Here is a 16,021-nt window from a genome sequence, read left to right on the forward strand (position 1 = left end):
AGCCCGCCGACCGTCGGCGACCGCTCTGTCCTCCCGGACATCTGGCAACGACCTGCGCCTTCGGCCATACGCACCGCCTCAGCCTCCGCGCGCCTCGTACTCGAGCGCCCCCGCCGTGACCACCTCGCCGGCCCGCGCCAGGGAGAAGCGGACGCTCGTCCCGCGGACCTCGAGCCGCAGCACCAGCGCGTCGCCCGGCGCGATCGGCCGGGTGAACTTCAGCCGCGTCGCCCGCCGCAGCGGCCCCAGCTCCGGCCGCAGCGCCGCCACCTGCGGCACCACCAGCGCGGTCAGCTGCGCCACCCCCGGCAGCACCGGCAGGGCGTCGAAGTGCCCGCGGAAGAACGCCAGGTCGACCGGCACCCCCACCTCGACCTCGTGCACCGACGACCCGCCCTCTTCGCGCAGCGTATGCCCGCGCAGCGCGAACGCCGACGCCCCCGGGCCACCTGTCCCCGCGGACATGTCCCGTGAGCCACTCAGCCCCGATCCCGCGCTCGGTGCGTCCGTCGCCGAACTTACGGACATGTCCCTCGGGCCACCCGCCGCGACTTCCTCTTCGCCCGCGAGCCCGAGCAGCGCGTGCAGCTTGCGCCGCGTCAGCTTGCCGCTCGGCTCGCGCGGCAGCGCCGGCACCACCTTGATCCGCCGCGGCACCACCACCTGGTCGAACCACGGCAACAGCGCCCGGCGCAGCTCGGCCACCAGCTCGCCGGCGTCGCGCCCGCCCTCGCGCGCGACCACGGCGGCCACCAGCTCGTGCCCGCGGGCGCCCGGCGACTCGACCGCCACCACCGCGGCGTCGGCCACCGCGGGCAGCGCCAGCAGCCGCTGCTCGACCTCGGCCACCGCCACTCGCTTGCCGGCGATCTTCACCACCCCGTCGAGCCGCCCGCGCAGGTGGAACCCGCCGCGCGCGTCGACCTCGACGCGATCCTCGCACGGGTACGGCACCGGCGCGTCCGGCGCCAAGAACGGCGAGCGCAGCAGCAGCCGGCCCTCGGCCGCCACCTCGACAGTCACTCCCGGCAGCGGCGTCCAGGCTGGCTCCGGGGACATGTCCCTTAAAACATCCTCGTGCCGCCGCCAGCCGATCCCGCCGGTCTCCGACGAGCCGTACACCTCGGTCACCTGCAGGCCCAGCTTCGTCAGCAGCTCGTCGGCGGTCGCCCGTGGCAACGGCGCGCCCGACGAGAACACCCGCGACAGCGGCGGCAGGTCGCCGCGCGTCAGCACCGTCAGGCCGCGCAGGTGCGCCGGCGTGCTGACCAGCACCGTCGCCGCCACCTGCCGCGCCGCCCGGGCCACCGTCTCGGCGTGCAGCGGCGTCTCGCGGGCGAACGCCGCCCCCGCGGCCAGCGGCGCCAGGATCCCGAACAGCAGCCCGTAGAGGTGGTACGGCGGCACCGTCGCCAGCGCCACCTCCCCGGCCCGCAGGGCGAACGTGGCCGCCAGCGCCTGCGCCTCGCCGAGCAGCTGCGCGGCCGTCTTGGCGCACGGCTGGTGGTCGCCGGTGCTGCCCGAGGTGTACACGACCGCCAGCCGGCGATCGGCCGCCAGCGCTTCGGGCCATGTCGGATCGGCCATGTCCCCTGAAACATGTTCCGAGAGCCACTCGCGGACGTCCTGCGCGTCGGCCAGGTCGGAGTCGTGCAGCAGCGCGACCACCGACGGCCGCCCGGCCAGCTCGCGCACGGCCGCCGGCTGGGCGTTGGGCGGCAGCGCGACCGCGTGGCCGCGCAGCCACGCCGCCAGGGTCGTCACCGCCAGGTGATAGCGGTCGCCGCACACCACCAGCACCTCGCTGCCCGGCGCCGGCGCCGGCAGCCGCGCCGCGATGCCCCTCGCGTCGCGCATGAGCTCGCCGGCCGTGCGCGCGCCGGCCTCGCCGACGGCGACGGGCGCCACGGGATCGGTGTGGACGAGCGGGACGAACGACTTCATGCGCGGAGCAGTCGGCGGAGCAGGCGGTCGGGCAGCGCGTCGCCGAAGCGACGGAAGGTCGCCTTGCGGACGACGTACTCGACGGTGAACATTACCCCGATCAGCAGGTAGGCCAAAAGTCCGGTGTAGAGCGTCCACCAGGCCACCGGGGCCCACAGCGCCAGGCCGGCGCTGACGAGCGCGTTGGCGACGAAGAAGCCGCACCAGATCCGGGTCCACGTCCGGCAGTACTCCGGCCCGCCGGGCGGCAGGTCGGGCTCCTGCAGGCGCGCGAACCGTTCGACCAGCGACACCGGCCCGCGCAGGCTGGCCGCGAAGTTGGCCAACAATCCCAGGTTGACCAGCACCGGCAGGGCCATGAACAGCCGCTGCTCGCCCGACAGCGCCGCCACCGCGAACAGCCCGAACAGCGACAGCGGCACCCGCAGCACCGGCCACAGGTCCTCGCGCCGGGCCTCGCGCAGGCGCAGCAGCAGCCCCGGCAGCAGCGCCGCCGCCAGCACCAGCGCCAACGTGCGCGGGCTCCAGCGCGTCATGCCGAGGTACACGACCAGCGGGTAGCCGCCGATCACCATCGACCGCAGCACCGCGGGCACCCACCTCGGGACCCCCGCGGCTCGCCGCGGCTCGCCGTTCGGGTCCGCCATGTCGGGCCTCAGCTCGCCGCCGGCGCGCGCTGTTCAGCGACGAAGCGGGCCAGGTTGGTCACGCTGGCGAAGATGTGCCGGTTCTGGGCGTCGTCGGCGCGGGTCTTGACGCCGTACTTCTTGCCGATGGCCATCGCCAGCTCGAGCACGTCGATCGAGTCGAGGCCCAGCCCCTCGACCAGCAGCGGCGCCTCTGGGTCGATGTCCTCGGGGGTCATGTCCTGCAGCATCAGGGCCTCGATGATGAGCTCCTTGATCTCGCGGACCAGGGCGTCGGGCGGGGCGGCATCTGTCATGGGGTCGGCGCATCCTACGGGGATCGCCCTGGAGACGACAAGCGGCGCCCATCATCCTCCGTGGACGCCCGAGCTGCGCGCTGCGGTCACCGACACCGCGCAAGCTCACATCTCCCCCTGGCTCTTGGTGCAGGCGACCTCGGCGGCCCTCGGTACGCTCGCCGCCGCATGACAAGCACCCAGCAACCGCGGATCGCCATCGTCACCGGCGGCGGCAACGGCATCGGCCGCGCCACCGCTCTCAAGTTCGCCGAGGCCGGCTACGGCGTGGCCGTGTGGGACCTGGCCGAACAGGCAGCCGAGGAGGTCGTGTCCGCGATCACCGCCGCCGGCGGCGTCGCCATCGCCCGCAAGGTCGACGTCAGCAAGCCCGAGGACTGCGTCGCCGGGGTCGCCGCCGTGCTCGAGCGGTTCGGCCGGATCGACGTCCTCATCAACAACGCCGGCGTCGTCCGCGACGGCCAGTTGGTCAAGGTCAAGGACGGTCAGGTGGTCGGACAGATGAGCGCCGACCAGTTCCAGTTCGTCCTCGATGTCTGCCTCAAGGGCGTGTTCAACTGCACCCAGGCGGTCGTGCCGACCATGATCGCCCAGAAGTACGGGCGAATCGTCAGCACCAGCTCGGTGGTCGCATTGTACGGCAACTTCGGCCAGACCAACTACGTCGCCGCCAAGGCCGGCGTCGTCGGCATGACGCGCGTATGGGCGCGCGAGCTCGGCCGCTACGGCATCACGGCGAACGCCGTCGCCCCGGGCTTCATCGCCACCGACATGGTCAAGAGCATCCCGGAGAAGGTTTATAACGCGCTGATCGAGCACACCCCGGTCGGCCGCGCCGGACAGCCCGACGACATCGCTCGCGCCTATCTCTTCCTGGCCGACGACAAGTCGAGCTTCATCAACGGCGCCATCTTGAGCGTCGACGGCGGCTCCGTCGTCGGCACCTGAACCGCTGCACGCGGTTCTGATCGGGCCTCACGGGCGGCGAACGGCGTCCGTGACGGCGCGCGCGGCGCTGAACAGCATCCGCCACGGCAGGCCCTCACCCTGCCCGCGCGGACCTCGGGCCGCGCGCGGCATTTTGCCCCTTCGTTGCAGCAGCAGCGCGAAAAGACTAGCGTAACGGGCGATGCACGACGACGGCGCGCGCTGGCTACCCAAGTTTCTCGCGGACAGCGGCTACCGCCACGCGATGTATACCCATCAGTGGACCGAGGTGTTGATCTGGCGCGACACGGAGCGGTGGCTCGGCCGCGGACCCGACCGCGACAGCGCCCTCGAAGATGCGCTGACGCAGATGTTCCCGTCAGCTGCCGCGCGTCAGCTCTTCGATCGCTTCCGCGACGGCCTCCAGGAGCCAGCCCGTCCGCAGGCGGCGCCACCCAGCGCCGCAGTATCCGCCGAAGTTATCCCCGCCCCGCCCGCACCGCCCGCCCCGCCCGAACCCGAGCTACCGCGCAGCCCGATCGTCGGCCGGATCCAGCTACCGACTTATCCCGCTGCTGCGGTCGCCGAGGCGCGCGAGACCCTGGAAGAGATCCTCAAGGACATCCAGGACATGCGACCCGACTTCGCGCTGATGTCGCCGCGCTATCAGAAGGTCTACATGCTGGCGTGGATCTCACGCGCGCGCAGCTTCGACGAGCAGTTCCAGGGCGAGCACAAGATCACCGTACTGGTGCGACGGATCGCCCACGAGCTGACGAACCTCAGCAAGACCTTGTGGCCCGGCTCGGTGCAGGCGCTGCAGATGAACGCGGTGCCCGCATGTGTGGTGACCGAGCTCGGGCTCAAGACGCTGCACGCGCCGAAGACCTGGGCCGAGGCGCACGAGTTCGTGCAGAACCATCGCGAGCGCGCGATGACCAGCGAGGTCCCGGTCGACGACTACGGCTGGGCCGACCGCCCGCGCAAGGCCCCGCCGGGCCAGCCCCGCGCCCTCCTGCGCGAGGCCCAGCGCGCCGTCGAAGCCATCGCCGGCAACGTCACCGATCCGCCGCCGCGCCACCTCACCACGCCGCCGGAGGAGCTGCCGAACGAGCAGCTCGACGCGCTCGTCAAGCACGCCCAGGCGCTGCGCGACATCCGTCGCTTCATCGCCGCCGAGGACCCCGAGACCTGGGGCGCCGTCATGGGCCGCCTGCGCTGGCTCGCGGGGCGCCTCGGCGAGCGCCTGCCGCAGCTGCGTCGCTGGCTCGACCCCGAGTTCATCCCGCCGCCCGAGCGCGCCAAGACCGGGCCCTCGGCCGATCAGGTGCGCCAGCAGCAAGCGACGGTGCGAGCCGAACGCGACGCCCTGGTCGCCGCTGACAGCTTCGACGACGAGGCCCTGCTCGCCTTCCTCGGCCGGGCCTTCGACGCCCACAACACGCCCGAGGTCGCCTCGCTGGTCCAGCCGATCCGCCCGCGCATCGACGCCCTGCGCCCCGACCTGTTCGAGGACCGCCGCATGCGTCGCCGCCTCACCGGCCTGCAGGACGTGATCAAGCGCGGAGAGCTCGGCGTGCTGCCGTCCGACAGCGACAGCGACCTCGAGGAAGAGACCGAAGACGTCGACGATCCGGGCGCGCACCTGGTCGCCCAGGTCCGGCCCAAGGTCGAGGGCAAGCGGGTCCTGTTCGTCAGCAACCGCGAAGACCCCGACCTCAAGTCGAAGCTCGAGGAGTCGCTCGGCCTCGACATCACCTGGTGCGACGGCAACGCCCGCAAGGTCCAGGCCCAGTGCGAGAGCATCTCGCGCCACAGCTACGACTACGTGCTGATCGCCACCGGCTTCCAGGCCCACAACATCGACGGCATCCTCGCCCGCGCCGCCCGGGCCAGCGCCATCCCGTACGTCCGCGTGTTCAAGGGCCGCCCCCTCGCGGTCGCCCGCGCCCTCGCCCGCAGCCTCGGCGTCGCCTCCGCCGCCTGAGCCGCTGGCTCCGAGGACATGTCCTCACGAACATGTCCTCGCGTACATGTCCTCGCAGACACGCGAGGCCGACGGTCGCGCCTCACGGCGCGCGTCCCATTGTCCAGGAGCTCATCCCAGCGCGAACGACCCGCCCGCGGTGCGACCCGGCCCGGCTGGGCCCGCTCGCGACCTGGAGCAGATCCGTGTGGTCCTCGCCACAAAGCTCCGGCGCCCGCGCGTCCTCGCGCATCGCTCCCGATCGACGCCAGCGCCTGCAGGCCAGGCGTTCCGCCACGTTCTCCGCCGCCATGTCAAGCTAGCTTGACATGACCGTCGTGTCGCGTATCTTTGACATCATGTCAAGCCGAGCTGTCACCGGGGAGGCGCGCCTGAGCACCTCGTTCGCGGAGAAGAGCGTCTGGATCCAGCTGATCGGCGTGGCCGTCGCGCTGGGCCTCTATTTCGTCGTCGCCGGCTGGATGCTGGCCCGCGGAATCACCATCCTGCCCGCCTTCGCCGGCGTGTTCGTGGTCGCCGTCGTTCTGCTGGTGACGATCCTCGTGGGCGGCCACCTCGTCGCCGCGCTCGTCGGCCGCCCCGAGCCGACCGACGTGCGCGACCGCGAGATCGAGGGTCGCGCAGAGAGCCGCACCGGCTGGATCCTCGCCACCGGCGTGATCGGGGCCATCGGCGCCCTCGTCGTCGCAGTCGAGCCGGTGTGGGTCGCGCACCTGTTGCTGCTGTCGCTGTACCTGGCGGAGCTCGCCCGCCTCGCGCTGCAGCTCGTCTACTACCGGCGCGGGATGTAGCCGTGGAGCCCGCACGCGGCAGCGTGAAGAACCGGATCCGCCAGCTCCGCTTCGAGCACGGCGAGATGACGCAGCAGGAGCTGGCCGAGCGGATCGGCGTCAGCCGCCAGACCGTCAACGCGATCGAGGGCGGCAAGTACGCCCCGTCGCTCGAGGTCGCCTTCCGGATCGCCCTCGTCTTCACAGTCCCGCTCGAGACCGTATTTCAGTTCGACCCCGACGCGAAGTGAGGGTCCCGCGCAACTGTCCCTTCGGACAGGCGCATCACTGGACCACGATCGTCACCTCGAACGGCGAGGCCTTGCGCGTGCCCGCGACCGTCCAGCGGTCGAGCGTGCGCAGCTGCGAGTACGCGCGCAGCAACGCCTCCATGTCGCCCACCTCTTGCCCGGCCACGGTGCGCACCAGGTCGCCATTTTTAAAACCCAGCAGCGCCAGCGGCGACTGGGAGCGGATCGCGAACAGCTTGAAGCCGACAGCCTTGCCGTCCTCGGTCACCGGCATGAGGCGCACCAGGCGGGCCATGTGTTCGGGCGCCGCCATGAGGGCATCGATCTCGCTGCGCTTCACCACGCAGGTCCCGTCGGCGCACGTCGGCGTCAGCGTCGCCTCGCCTGCGGGCGCGGCCTCGGGCGCTGCGTCGGTCGGCGGCGCCGGCGGGGCGCCGCCGGCCTCCAGCGGCGGAGACCGGCTGACCTCGCACAGCACCCGGTCGGCCCGCGCCTTCGCCAGCTCGGCGGTCAGCGACTCGATCCGCTGCCCCTGCTCCTTGACCAGCGCCGCAGTCGCCGCCAGCTCCTCCCGCATTGCCGCCAGCTCCCTCTCCTTCGCGGGGTCGCACCCGCCCAGCAGCAGCCCCAGCAGCATCCACGCCTCGATCCGTCGCCCCGGCATCGACGCCACTTCAACACGTCCGCCCCGGCCGCGACAAGCGCTACAGTCCCTGCGCGTGACCTTGCCCGCCGAGCCCCGCGAGCCGCTGCTCCTGGCCCTCCGCCGCGCCGACCCGCTCGCCTTCCGCCGCGAGGTGCGGGCGGTCCTGGCAGCCCAGTGCAGCGTGAGCGCCGGCGCCCGGGCCCTCGGCGTGCGCGAGGCGACCCTGCGCGACCTGCTGGCCGACGACGCCGAGCTGGCCCGCGGCCTCGACCTCGACGACTGGCCCTGAGGACAGGCTCAAATGAACATGACCGTAGAGGCATGTTCCATCGAGCATGTCCATGACACCATGTCGCACACGTGACATCGCCCCCGCCGCGTGCCAGACTCGCCGCGTGCTGCAGCCCGTCGTCATCAGCGAAGCCGAGCTCGACCGCCGCCACGGCACCTTCGCCCGGCTCGCCTCGGGCGGCCGCTACGGCTGCGCCTGCGCCGTCTACGACGGCGACGTCACGATCGACGGCGACGGCTGGCTGGACGACGAGCACTGGTCGCAGCTGCAGCTCGCCGCCGCCCCCGACGACATCGGCACCATCGTCGTCACCGGCAGCCTGACGGTGCGGGGCGACCTCTGCGTGTCCGACCGGCTGATGTGCGCCGTCGTCCTCGGCGACCTGGTCGCCCGCGAGCTCGCCATCTTCGAGACCGAGTTCTACGTCGGCGGCGACCTGCGGGTCGAACGCCTGCGCGACCGCGACGAGTACCTCACGGTCGCCGGCGCGCGCTCGGTCGCCCACCCCGACGTCGATCCCGACGAATGAACCTGTCCCGAGTGACATGTCCCCCAGGACATGTCACTCGCCGCCTGTCCCGCAGGACAGCCCCCGGCTCAGCCCTTGCGCCGGCGCGCCCGGACCACGCAGCGTGCCGCGCGCTGCGGGCGGAACAGCGTCCTCGCCAGCGCCCACACCCCCTCGGCGGTCACCGCCGCCACTCGCTGCGGGTACGCGAACGCCCGCGCGCGCGGCAGCCCGTAGACCTCGGACAGCGCCAGCAGCGACGCCATCCGGCTGCGGCGCTGCTGACCGAGCTCGAACTGACCGACCAGCCACGCCTTGGCGCGCTCGACCTCCGCCGCCGACGGCGGCTCTCGCACCGCGCGCTCGACCTCCGCCGCGATCGCGGCCATCGCCTTCGGCAGCTTGTCCTGGCTCGTCGACGCGTGGATCGCCACGTGGCCGGCGTCGACGCCCTCCACGCTGCTCATCGACACCTCGTACACCAGCCCCTGGACCTCGCGCAGCGCCGTGAACAGGCGCCCGGTCTGGCCGCCGAGCACCGCGCTGAGCACGTCGAGGGTCGGCTCGCGCTCGTCGCCGACGGCGATGCCCGGCCAGCCGAGGGCGATGTGGGCCTGCTCGCGGTCCTGGAAGATCTCGCGCTCGCGCGGCCCGGTCGGCGCCGCGAACTTCTTCGGCGCACCTGGCCCTTCAGACAGCCTGTCTCCGAGGCCAGCCTCGCGCAGCGCCGCCTCGACCTGGGCTGCCGCCGCCGCCACGTCGATGTCGCCGGCCAGGGCCAGCACCGCCTGCCCGATCGGGTAGTCGCGGCGCCACACCCCGCGCAGCTTGGCCGGCGTCAGCGCCCGCAGCCCGGCCGGCGTACCGCGGCCCGGGCGGCTGAACGGGTGCTCGCCGTACAGCAGCGCGTTCAGCCCGCGGCTGGCCACCGCGCCCGGATCGTCGACCTCGGCCGCCAGGTCCTGCAGCGCCACCCGCCGCTCCTCCTCGAGCTCGTCGGCCGCGAACTTCGGCGTGGTCGCGCAGTCGAGCGCGTGCCCGAGCACCGCCGGGAAGTGCCGGCTCAGGCACTCGAAGTGCAGGCCCAGGCTGTTGCGGCCGGCGAACCCGTCGAGCCCCGCGGCCATCCCGTCGATCGCCCGGCTCAGCGCCTCGCCGCCGGTGCGGGCGTTGCCGCGGGTGAGCAGCGCCGCGATCAGCGAGTTCGCGCCGGCCAGCGCCGCCGGCTCGCGCCGCAGCCCGCCCGGCCAGATCAGCCAGCCCGCCGCCACCGGCACCGCCGGCTCGACCCGCGCCAGCAGGCGCAGGCCGCACGCCAGCGTCACCGTCTCGATCCCGTCGCTGGCGCAGCGCGGCCTCACCCCGGCGCGCCCCGGCGTCGGCGCCGGCTTCAGCGCCTCGGCCACCGCGGCCTTGAGCGACCTGGCCGTTTGGACATCCACCTCCGCGCGCGGCAGCTCGAGGCTGACGCTCGCGCGCGCCGGGTCGAGCCAGCGCGCGCAGGCCGAGCGGACCGCCTCGGGCGTCAGCGCCGCCAGGGCCGCGTAGTACTCGCGCTCGCGGGCGAGGTCGCCGAACAGCGTCGCGCAGGCCCCGAGCGCGTGGGCCTGGCCCTGCACCGTCTCGCGCCGGTACACCAGGTCGCTCTCGAGGATCGCCTTGGCCCGCGCCAGCTCCTCGGCCGACACCGGCGCGTCCGCCAGCCGCCGCACCTGGGCCACCACCGCCGCCACCGCCGCCGCCGTCTGGTTCGCGGTCGTGCGCGCCGACACCATCACCGTCCCGCCGTGCCGCAGCGTGTCGCAGTGGGCCTGGATGTCCGAAACGACCTGTTCTTTGCGACGTGTCTCGGCGACCAGGCGCGACGACTCGCCGTTGCCGAGCACCACCGACGCCGCGTCGATCGCCGCCGCCTCGGCCGCGCCGGCCGCCGGCGCCGGCCAGGCCAGCAGCGCGTAGGTCTCCTGGACCTCGGCGCGGCGCAGCGTCACCCCCGGCTTCGGCGCCGGCTCGCCCGTCGACGCGCGCCCCTTGGCCGCCGGCAGCGCGCCGACGATCGCCCGTGCCACCTTGCGCAGCGCGGCCACGTCGACCGCGCCGACCGCCACCAGAGTCAGCCGCTCGCCGGCGTAGGCTCGTCGGTGGTACCCGCGCAGCCGCGCCGCCGAGTGCCCCGCGACCTCTTCCGCCAGGCCGAGCACCGGCCGCGCGTACGCGTGCGCCCCGTACACCCGCGACAGCGCCGCCTGCGTCACCCGCTGGCCCGGGTCGTCGTCGTACTGCTTGATCTCCTCGATCACCACCTCGCGCTCCTGCCCCAGAGTGGCCGGGTCGAGCGTCGGGAACAGCGTCGCGGTGGCCACCAGCGCCGCCGCCTCGGCCGCGCGGGCCGCCGGCGTCGTCACGTGGACCACCGTCTCGTCGTGGCTGGTGAACGCGTTGATGTCGCCGCCGAGCGCCTCGATCGCGCCCGCGAGATCGAACGCCTCCTCCGTCCGCCGCACCCCGGCCGCCGCCAGGCGCGCGCGGTTGCTCTTCGGGCCATGTCCCAAAGCACATGGCTTGAAGAGCATGTGCTCGAGCAGGTGGGCGCAGCCGTGCTCGTCCTCCCGCTCGGCCGCGGTGCCCGAGCCGACCCACAGCTGCACCGCCGCCGGCCCGGCCCCGGCCGGTCGCCCCGGCAGGATCAGCAGGCGGGCGCCGTTGGCCAGCCGCTCGTCGACGAGCGGCGCGAATTGAGTGGCGGCGCCGGGGAGATCGAGGCCGCGGGGCGAAGGGGGCGAGACGGGCAGATCGGGCACGGTAAAAGCTCGCCGCCCGCCGGTCGCGCGCGGCGCCTCCTCATACCGCGAGTCGCCGCCCCGCGCATCCTCGCCCGCGCCCGGCGCCGCCCCGCCACCGATTCGCGGCCCCGGGCCGCCAACGCTCGCGGAGCGCCGCCTCCGGGCCGCGGCCATGAACCGCGTCCCGCCCCGTCCTCCGCTCGCGGACCGCCGTCACCGCCCCTCCCTGTCGATCTCGTCACGCACCCCGCCGCGATCTCGACCGCGCTCGGCACCGTCGCACCACCGACGAGCCCGCTCGGCGATCTCGCCGCCGACGCCGGCTGTCGTCATTCCCGGCCGCTCCCTCCGCCTGCGCGCCCACGCCCGCGCCCGCAGGCCGGTGCGCCGCCCGTGTTCTGCGGTATGGTCCCGCCGTGCTCTCTCCGACGCTCGCGTTGCGCTGCCCGCATTGCCAGCACGCCCTCTCGCTCGCCGACCTCCGCGACGCCGCCGACTGCCCTGCGTGCCGCCAGTCCCACGGCTTGCCTCCGGCCGTCGCCGACGCCCTGGCCCTCTACGAGCGGGCGATCCAGCAAGCAGTCAGCGACCTGGTCCACAGCGCACCTGTCCCGAAGGTCAGCCCCGAACCCGAGGCCGAGGCCCCGCCGCCGAGCCCGCGGCTCCACGCGCGCCACCAGCCCGGCCCCTCGGCCCGGCTGCTCGCCGCTCCCGTCCCGCCGACCACCCTGCTCTCGATCGGCCCGGCCCCGCCGCCCGCAGTCCCGGCCCCCGTGCGACCTGTCCTGAGGGACAGCGCTGCTCCGCTCGACGCTCCCGAGCCCGGCGACACCTTGCAAGGCCCCCGCCCCGGTCGCTGGGCGGAAGCCCGACCCGGCACCCTGCCGGCCGAGCTGGCCGCGGGCCTGGGCGTCCACGGCCACGACGCCGCGCCGGAGCCGGCCCAGCTGTCCCTGCCCGTCGAAGCAACTGTCTCCGCGGACACGCGATTCCAACCTGTCCCCACGGACAGCCGGAACATCGACCCCAAGGACACGCGATCTCAACCTGTCCCCACGGACAGCCAGCACTTATCTGCCCCTTCGGACAGCCACATCACCGCCCGCCACACCTCCCCGCCACCTGTCCCTGCAGACAGCTCACCCGCCGCCCCGGCCCCGCTCACCGCGGTCGCTCCCGGCTTCGACCCCGCCGCGCTGTCCGGCCCCTTGCCCGCCCCGCGCGAGCAGGCACCTGGCCTCGGGGCCAGCCTCGCCCGCGACCCGGCCGCGCGGACGACCGCCAGCGACACCCTCCCCGGCGCCGCGTTGAACCCGTCGAACTCCTCGCTCCTGGCGATCCTCTCCAACCGCTCCGGCGCCAGCCTCAGCACGCCCTCCTCGACGGCGGGGCTCGCGGCTCCGCCCGGCGGTCTGGCCGAGGCGCCGCTGGTGGTCGCCGCGGTGCGCGAGCCCGCCGACCGCCCGCCGTCCCCCGCGACCCAGGAGCTGATCGCCGCAGTCCGCTCCTTCCTCCCCGATCGCCGCGACGTCGCCGGCCCCGAGCCCGAGGGGCGGATCCCCGCCAGCGCCCTCGCGGTCGCCCGCCGCGCCCTCCTGGCCCGCCACGCCGACGAGCGGCGCCAGCAGCAAGTCCACGACGGCGGCCTCGGTCTCCTGTTCGCCGCCATCGTCTGCGGCGGCCTGCTCCTGTTCGGCCTGTGGTACGTCGCCGCCCCGATCGCCGTCCTCGCCGTCCTCCTGCGTCTGCGCCGCGAGGAGCGCGGCGAGCGGTTCGGCGCCGAGGTCCAGCGCCTCGGCGACGCGCTCGGCGGCCAGCGCCTCCCCAGCTACGACGCCATCGCCGCGTGGTTCGATCGTCTGTGGCCCGCGCCCGTCAGCCCCGAGGCGATGTGGACCAGCCACCTGCACGGGGCGGTCCGCTGCGACGTGCACGGCTTCCCCGCGCTGGTCGACGTCCACCTGAACGAAAAGACAGCCGGCGGCGTCGTCTACCCGCCGCGGATCACCGCCTACCTCGCCGCCCTCTGGCCCAGCCGCGTGCCCTCTCTGCGCATCACCGCCACCGACCTCACCCCCGCCGCCCAGGCCCGGCTCGCGCGCCTGCGCAAGGCCGGCTACACCGTCGTCGCCGACGCCCACGGCGGCCTCATCATGCGCGCCAGCGAGTCGATCGCCCAGGCCGCGCGGGCGGACATCACCCGTCTGCCCGCGCTGCAGGTCCCGATCGGCGAGCTCGCCGACCTCGCCCGCGACCTCGGGGCCGAGCCCGTCCCCGCGCCCTAGCGCCGTGTCCGTCACGCGTGAACACGCGACCACGTCCGCCCGGTGTCCCCAGTGTGGGACCGGCGTGACCGTGCATCACACCGTCGCCCGCCGCGACGACGGGGTCCGTTGGTCCACCGCGATCCGCTGCCTCGCCTGCGGCCTCTCGCTCGAGTCGGACAGCAACGCCGGCGACTCGGCCGCGCGAGCCGCCGTGCTGGCCACCAACGGCTCGTGGATCGTCCGCCTCACCAGCCTCGGCCCGCGACCGATCCGCGTCCTGCGGGCCCTCCGCGACACTCTCGGCCTCTCGCCCGCCGTCGCCCGCACGCGCCTCGCCGCCCTCGCCCAGGGCACCCGCGTCGAGATGGAGGCGCTGCTGGCCAAGTTCGTCCGCGAGGGCGCCGAGGGCACCTGCGTCCGCGTCGAGCCGACCTCCGGCCCGCGCTGACCGACGACCCCGACCCTCCTCGCGCAGCGCCGCCGATGCATGGCCCATCCATCGCATCGAGGACCTCGCCCCCGTCCTCGCGTCGCGCGTGGAGACCTCCGCGCCTCGCTCCGCCGCGAGCGTTGCCGCGCCGCCGAATCGACGGCGCCTTTGGTTATGCTCGCAGCATGGGTTCGTTGCGAGACAAGGTCGCGCTGATCGTCGGCGGCAACTCGGGCATCGGCAAGGCGACCGCCTTCGCCTTCGCCGACGCCGGGGCCAGGATCGTGGTCGCCGCCCGTCGCCGGGCCGAGGGGCTCGACGTCGTCGAGCAGCTGCGCGCCCGCGGCACCCCTGCGATCTTCGTCCCCCTCGACGTCACCGTCGAGGACGACATCGTCGCCGGCGTCGCCGCCACCGTCGCCGAGTTCGGCCGCCTCGACTGCGCGGTCAACTCCGCCGGCATCTGCGAGGACTTCGGCCCCGTCACCGACGTCGACGGCGCCGCCTTCGATCGCATGATGGCCGTCAACGTCCGCGGCACCCTCCTCGGCATGAAGCACCAGCTGAAGCAGATGGTCGCGCAGGGCGGCGGCGGCAGCATCGTCAACGTCGCCTCGATCCTCTCCCACGTCGGCACGCCCACCGGTTCGGCCTACGTCGCCACCAAGCACGCCGTCCTCGGCATCACCCGCTCGGCCGCCCTCGGCCACGCCAAGCAGGGCATCCGCGTCAACTGCGTCGCCCCGACCGCCATCACCGGCACGCCGATGGTCGACAACGCCCTGGCGAACTTCCCCGCGGTCATGGAGCCCGTCATCTCCGCCATCCCGATGGGCCGCCCCGGCCGCGCCGACGAGGTCGGCCGCGCGATCGCCTGGCTCAGCAGCGACGACGCCGCCTTCATCTCCGGCCACTCCCTGGCGATCGACGGCGCCCAGCTCGCCATGTGAGCGCTGCGCATTATCTGTCCATTTGGGCATGTCCATTCAGACATGGCTCAAAAGACAGCAACGAACGTGAGGCCGGTTACGTGAGCATCGCGCGGGCGTTCGACTCTGTCTCTTCAAGAATGTCCTCCAGGACATGTCCTCTCGGGCATGTCCTCGACCCATCACCCCGGCCGCGCCTCACTTCGGCTGCAGCTCGCGGAGCCGCTCCTCCAGCTCCGCCTTCAGCTCCGGGTCCGTCGCCTTGGCGATCTGCTGCTCGATCAGCTTGACCTGGACCACCCGCAGCGCGTCCTCGGCCGGCACCGCGATGTCGGGTTGCACGCCCACCCCCTCCCAGTTCGTCTTCGAGACTGGGTTTATCGCCCGGCCCGTCGGCACGAACGCCCGGAAGTGGTCGCCGAGGCGGACCATGTCGCCCGGGTTCGCCCCGCCCCACGTCACCTCGCCGACGATCGTCGCCCGCTTCAGGTTCTTCAGGTTGTACGCGAACTCCTCCGCCGCCGACCCCGTGCGCGGGCTCGTCAGCACGTAGACCTCGCGGCCCACGTAGGACTCGCCCGGCACCGGCGACGTCCAGAACTGGCGCGTCTCGTTGGCTGGCCGGAAGTACAGGTCGTTCAGGTGGACCGGCTCGTCGAACAGATAGCTGCACAGGTACGCCACCATCTCCGGCGATCCGCCCCCGTTGCGGCGCAGGTCGACGATCAGCGCGTCGGTCTCCGCCAAAAACGCCATCGCCGCCGACGCCGCCTCGAACCCGCGGCCGGGGAACGCGAACCCGCGCACTTCCAGGTAGCCGATGTTGCCGGGCAGCCGCTCGACCTTCTCGAACCCCCCGTTCATGCGGCGCGAGAAGTCCTCGAAGCGAGCCAGCTCCTCGGCCGACGGCTTCCCCTCGGTCTGCTGCGGCGGCAGCGTCTCCTTGCTGAAGCGGACGTGGAAGTGCGCGTCGCGCAGCACCTCGTTGATGTCGTTCGTCAGCGTCGTCGCCAGCGCGTGGCCCGTCGTGATCTTGTCGTACTCGCCGCGCTTGCGGCGGGCGCGGATCACCTTGGCCACCTCGTTGGCCTTGGCCGGGAACACGTACTTCGCCGTCAGTTCGCGCGCCAGCGCCTCGACCGCCTCCTCGCGCTCCGCCGCGGTGATCGGCCCGTCCGGCCCTCTCGGCGGCGGCGCCTTCGGCACTGCCATCTGCGGCCCGCCGGAGCTCGGCGGCGTCGCGGCCGGACTGGCGACCGCCGCCTTCGCGCAGCCGATCGTGTGCAACGTGGATAGCGCCAACCAACCGAGGATCACTGTCGACAATCGCATCTTCGCCTCACC

Annotated in this window: 15 protein-coding genes; 9 read left to right on the plus strand and 6 right to left on the minus strand. The window is 73.5% G+C overall.

Features of this window, described 5'->3' with window-relative positions:
* Positions 1–78 precede the first annotated feature (78 nt).
* From OV090_RS30685 to OV090_RS30695, 3 genes are read right to left on the minus strand one after another with little or no spacing between them, the layout of a single operon-like run.
* Positions 79–1,944: an AMP-binding protein gene (locus OV090_RS30685; protein WP_267708201.1), complete on the minus strand. Its 1,866-nt coding sequence runs from the start codon at positions 1,942–1,944 to the stop codon at positions 79–81.
* Positions 1,941–2,591, minus strand: coding sequence for a hypothetical protein (locus tag OV090_RS30690; RefSeq protein ID WP_267708202.1), 651 nt, complete (start codon positions 2,589–2,591; stop codon positions 1,941–1,943). Before OV090_RS30690 ends, OV090_RS30685 begins: the two co-directional genes overlap by 4 nt.
* Positions 2,592–2,599: 8 nt before the next feature.
* Positions 2,600–2,887, minus strand: coding sequence for a phosphopantetheine-binding protein (locus tag OV090_RS30695; RefSeq protein ID WP_267708203.1), 288 nt, complete (start codon positions 2,885–2,887; stop codon positions 2,600–2,602).
* Positions 2,888–3,055: 168 nt separating this feature from the next.
* Here OV090_RS30695 and fabG point away from each other — a divergent pair, with 168 nt between their 5' ends.
* From fabG to OV090_RS30715, 4 genes are all read left to right on the plus strand, one after another.
* Positions 3,056–3,835 (plus strand): 3-oxoacyl-ACP reductase FabG, encoded by a 780-nt coding sequence (gene fabG, locus OV090_RS30700; RefSeq protein WP_267708204.1) that lies wholly within the window; start codon positions 3,056–3,058, stop codon positions 3,833–3,835.
* A gap of 181 nt (positions 3,836–4,016) precedes the next feature.
* Positions 4,017–5,801 (plus strand): hypothetical protein, encoded by a 1,785-nt coding sequence (locus OV090_RS30705; RefSeq protein ID WP_267708205.1) that lies wholly within the window; start codon positions 4,017–4,019, stop codon positions 5,799–5,801.
* Positions 5,802–6,139: 338 nt separating this feature from the next.
* Entirely contained in the window at positions 6,140–6,592 is a 453-nt protein-coding gene (locus OV090_RS30710) for a hypothetical protein (RefSeq protein WP_267708206.1), read from the plus strand.
* A 2-nt stretch (positions 6,593–6,594) separates the two neighbouring features.
* Entirely contained in the window at positions 6,595–6,822 is a 228-nt protein-coding gene (locus tag OV090_RS30715) for a helix-turn-helix transcriptional regulator (RefSeq protein ID WP_267708207.1), read from the plus strand.
* Positions 6,823–6,856: 34 nt separating this feature from the next.
* Here OV090_RS30715 and OV090_RS30720 read toward each other — a convergent pair whose 3' ends face one another.
* Positions 6,857–7,486 carry a hypothetical protein gene (locus tag OV090_RS30720; protein WP_267708208.1) on the minus strand — a complete coding sequence of 210 codons (630 nt, stop codon included), beginning with the start codon at positions 7,484–7,486 and terminating at the stop codon, positions 6,857–6,859.
* A 55-nt stretch (positions 7,487–7,541) separates the two neighbouring features.
* Here OV090_RS30720 and OV090_RS30725 point away from each other — a divergent pair, with 55 nt between their 5' ends.
* Entirely contained in the window at positions 7,542–7,757 is a 216-nt protein-coding gene (locus tag OV090_RS30725; RefSeq protein ID WP_267708209.1) for a hypothetical protein, read from the plus strand.
* Positions 7,758–7,863: 106 nt separating this feature from the next.
* Complete coding sequence (locus OV090_RS30730; RefSeq protein WP_267708210.1) at positions 7,864–8,289, plus strand: hypothetical protein; 426 nt, start codon at positions 7,864–7,866, stop codon at positions 8,287–8,289.
* Between the two features lie 68 nt (positions 8,290–8,357).
* Here the strand turns inward: OV090_RS30730 and OV090_RS30735 are convergent, their stop codons facing one another.
* The gene (locus OV090_RS30735) at positions 8,358–11,069 is read right to left on the minus strand and encodes a pitrilysin family protein (protein ID WP_267708211.1); all 2,712 of its coding nucleotides are present in this window, start codon (positions 11,067–11,069) and stop codon (positions 8,358–8,360) included.
* A gap of 398 nt (positions 11,070–11,467) precedes the next feature.
* On the opposite strand from OV090_RS30735, the gene OV090_RS30740 reads away from it, so the two are divergent.
* The 3 genes from OV090_RS30740 to OV090_RS30750 all read left to right on the plus strand — a co-directional run bounded on the left by OV090_RS30740 (position 11,468) and on the right by OV090_RS30750 (position 14,698).
* Entirely contained in the window at positions 11,468–13,336 is a 1,869-nt protein-coding gene (locus tag OV090_RS30740; protein ID WP_267708212.1) for a hypothetical protein, read from the plus strand.
* 70 nt (positions 13,337–13,406) lie between these two features.
* On the plus strand, positions 13,407–13,766 hold the full coding sequence (locus OV090_RS30745; RefSeq protein ID WP_267708213.1) for a hypothetical protein: 360 nt from the start codon (positions 13,407–13,409) through the stop codon (positions 13,764–13,766).
* Between the two features lie 167 nt (positions 13,767–13,933).
* Positions 13,934–14,698 carry a glucose 1-dehydrogenase gene (locus OV090_RS30750; RefSeq protein ID WP_267708214.1) on the plus strand — a complete coding sequence of 255 codons (765 nt, stop codon included), beginning with the start codon at positions 13,934–13,936 and terminating at the stop codon, positions 14,696–14,698.
* Between the two features lie 177 nt (positions 14,699–14,875).
* Here the strand turns inward: OV090_RS30750 and OV090_RS30755 are convergent, their stop codons facing one another.
* Positions 14,876–16,009, minus strand: coding sequence for a S41 family peptidase (locus OV090_RS30755; RefSeq protein ID WP_267708215.1), 1,134 nt, complete (start codon positions 16,007–16,009; stop codon positions 14,876–14,878).
* Positions 16,010–16,021 lie beyond the last annotated feature (12 nt).

Source organism: Nannocystis sp. RBIL2 (genome assembly GCF_026626745.1).
Lineage (GTDB): Bacteria > Myxococcota_A > Polyangia > Nannocystales > Nannocystaceae > Nannocystis.

Bases quoted from the DNA above. Each gene is read 5' to 3' on its own strand.
- fabG (WP_267708204.1), top strand. From the start codon at position 3,056: ATGACAAGCACCCAGCAACCGCGGATCGCCATCGTCACCGGCGGCGGC.
- OV090_RS30755 (WP_267708215.1), bottom strand. From the start codon at position 16,009: ATGCGATTGTCGACAGTGATCCTCGGTTGGTTGGCGCTATCCACGTTG.
- OV090_RS30690 (WP_267708202.1), bottom strand. From the start codon at position 2,591: ATGGCGGACCCGAACGGCGAGCCGCGGCGAGCCGCGGGGGTCCCGAGG.
- OV090_RS30710 (WP_267708206.1), top strand. From the start codon at position 6,140: ATGTCAAGCCGAGCTGTCACCGGGGAGGCGCGCCTGAGCACCTCGTTC.
- OV090_RS30685 (WP_267708201.1), bottom strand. From the start codon at position 1,944: ATGAAGTCGTTCGTCCCGCTCGTCCACACCGATCCCGTGGCGCCCGTC.
- OV090_RS30750 (WP_267708214.1), top strand. From the start codon at position 13,934: ATGGGTTCGTTGCGAGACAAGGTCGCGCTGATCGTCGGCGGCAACTCG.
- OV090_RS30720 (WP_267708208.1), bottom strand. From the start codon at position 7,486: ATGCCGGGGCGACGGATCGAGGCGTGGATGCTGCTGGGGCTGCTGCTG.
- OV090_RS30695 (WP_267708203.1), bottom strand. From the start codon at position 2,887: ATGACAGATGCCGCCCCGCCCGACGCCCTGGTCCGCGAGATCAAGGAG.
- OV090_RS30705 (WP_267708205.1), top strand. From the start codon at position 4,017: ATGCACGACGACGGCGCGCGCTGGCTACCCAAGTTTCTCGCGGACAGC.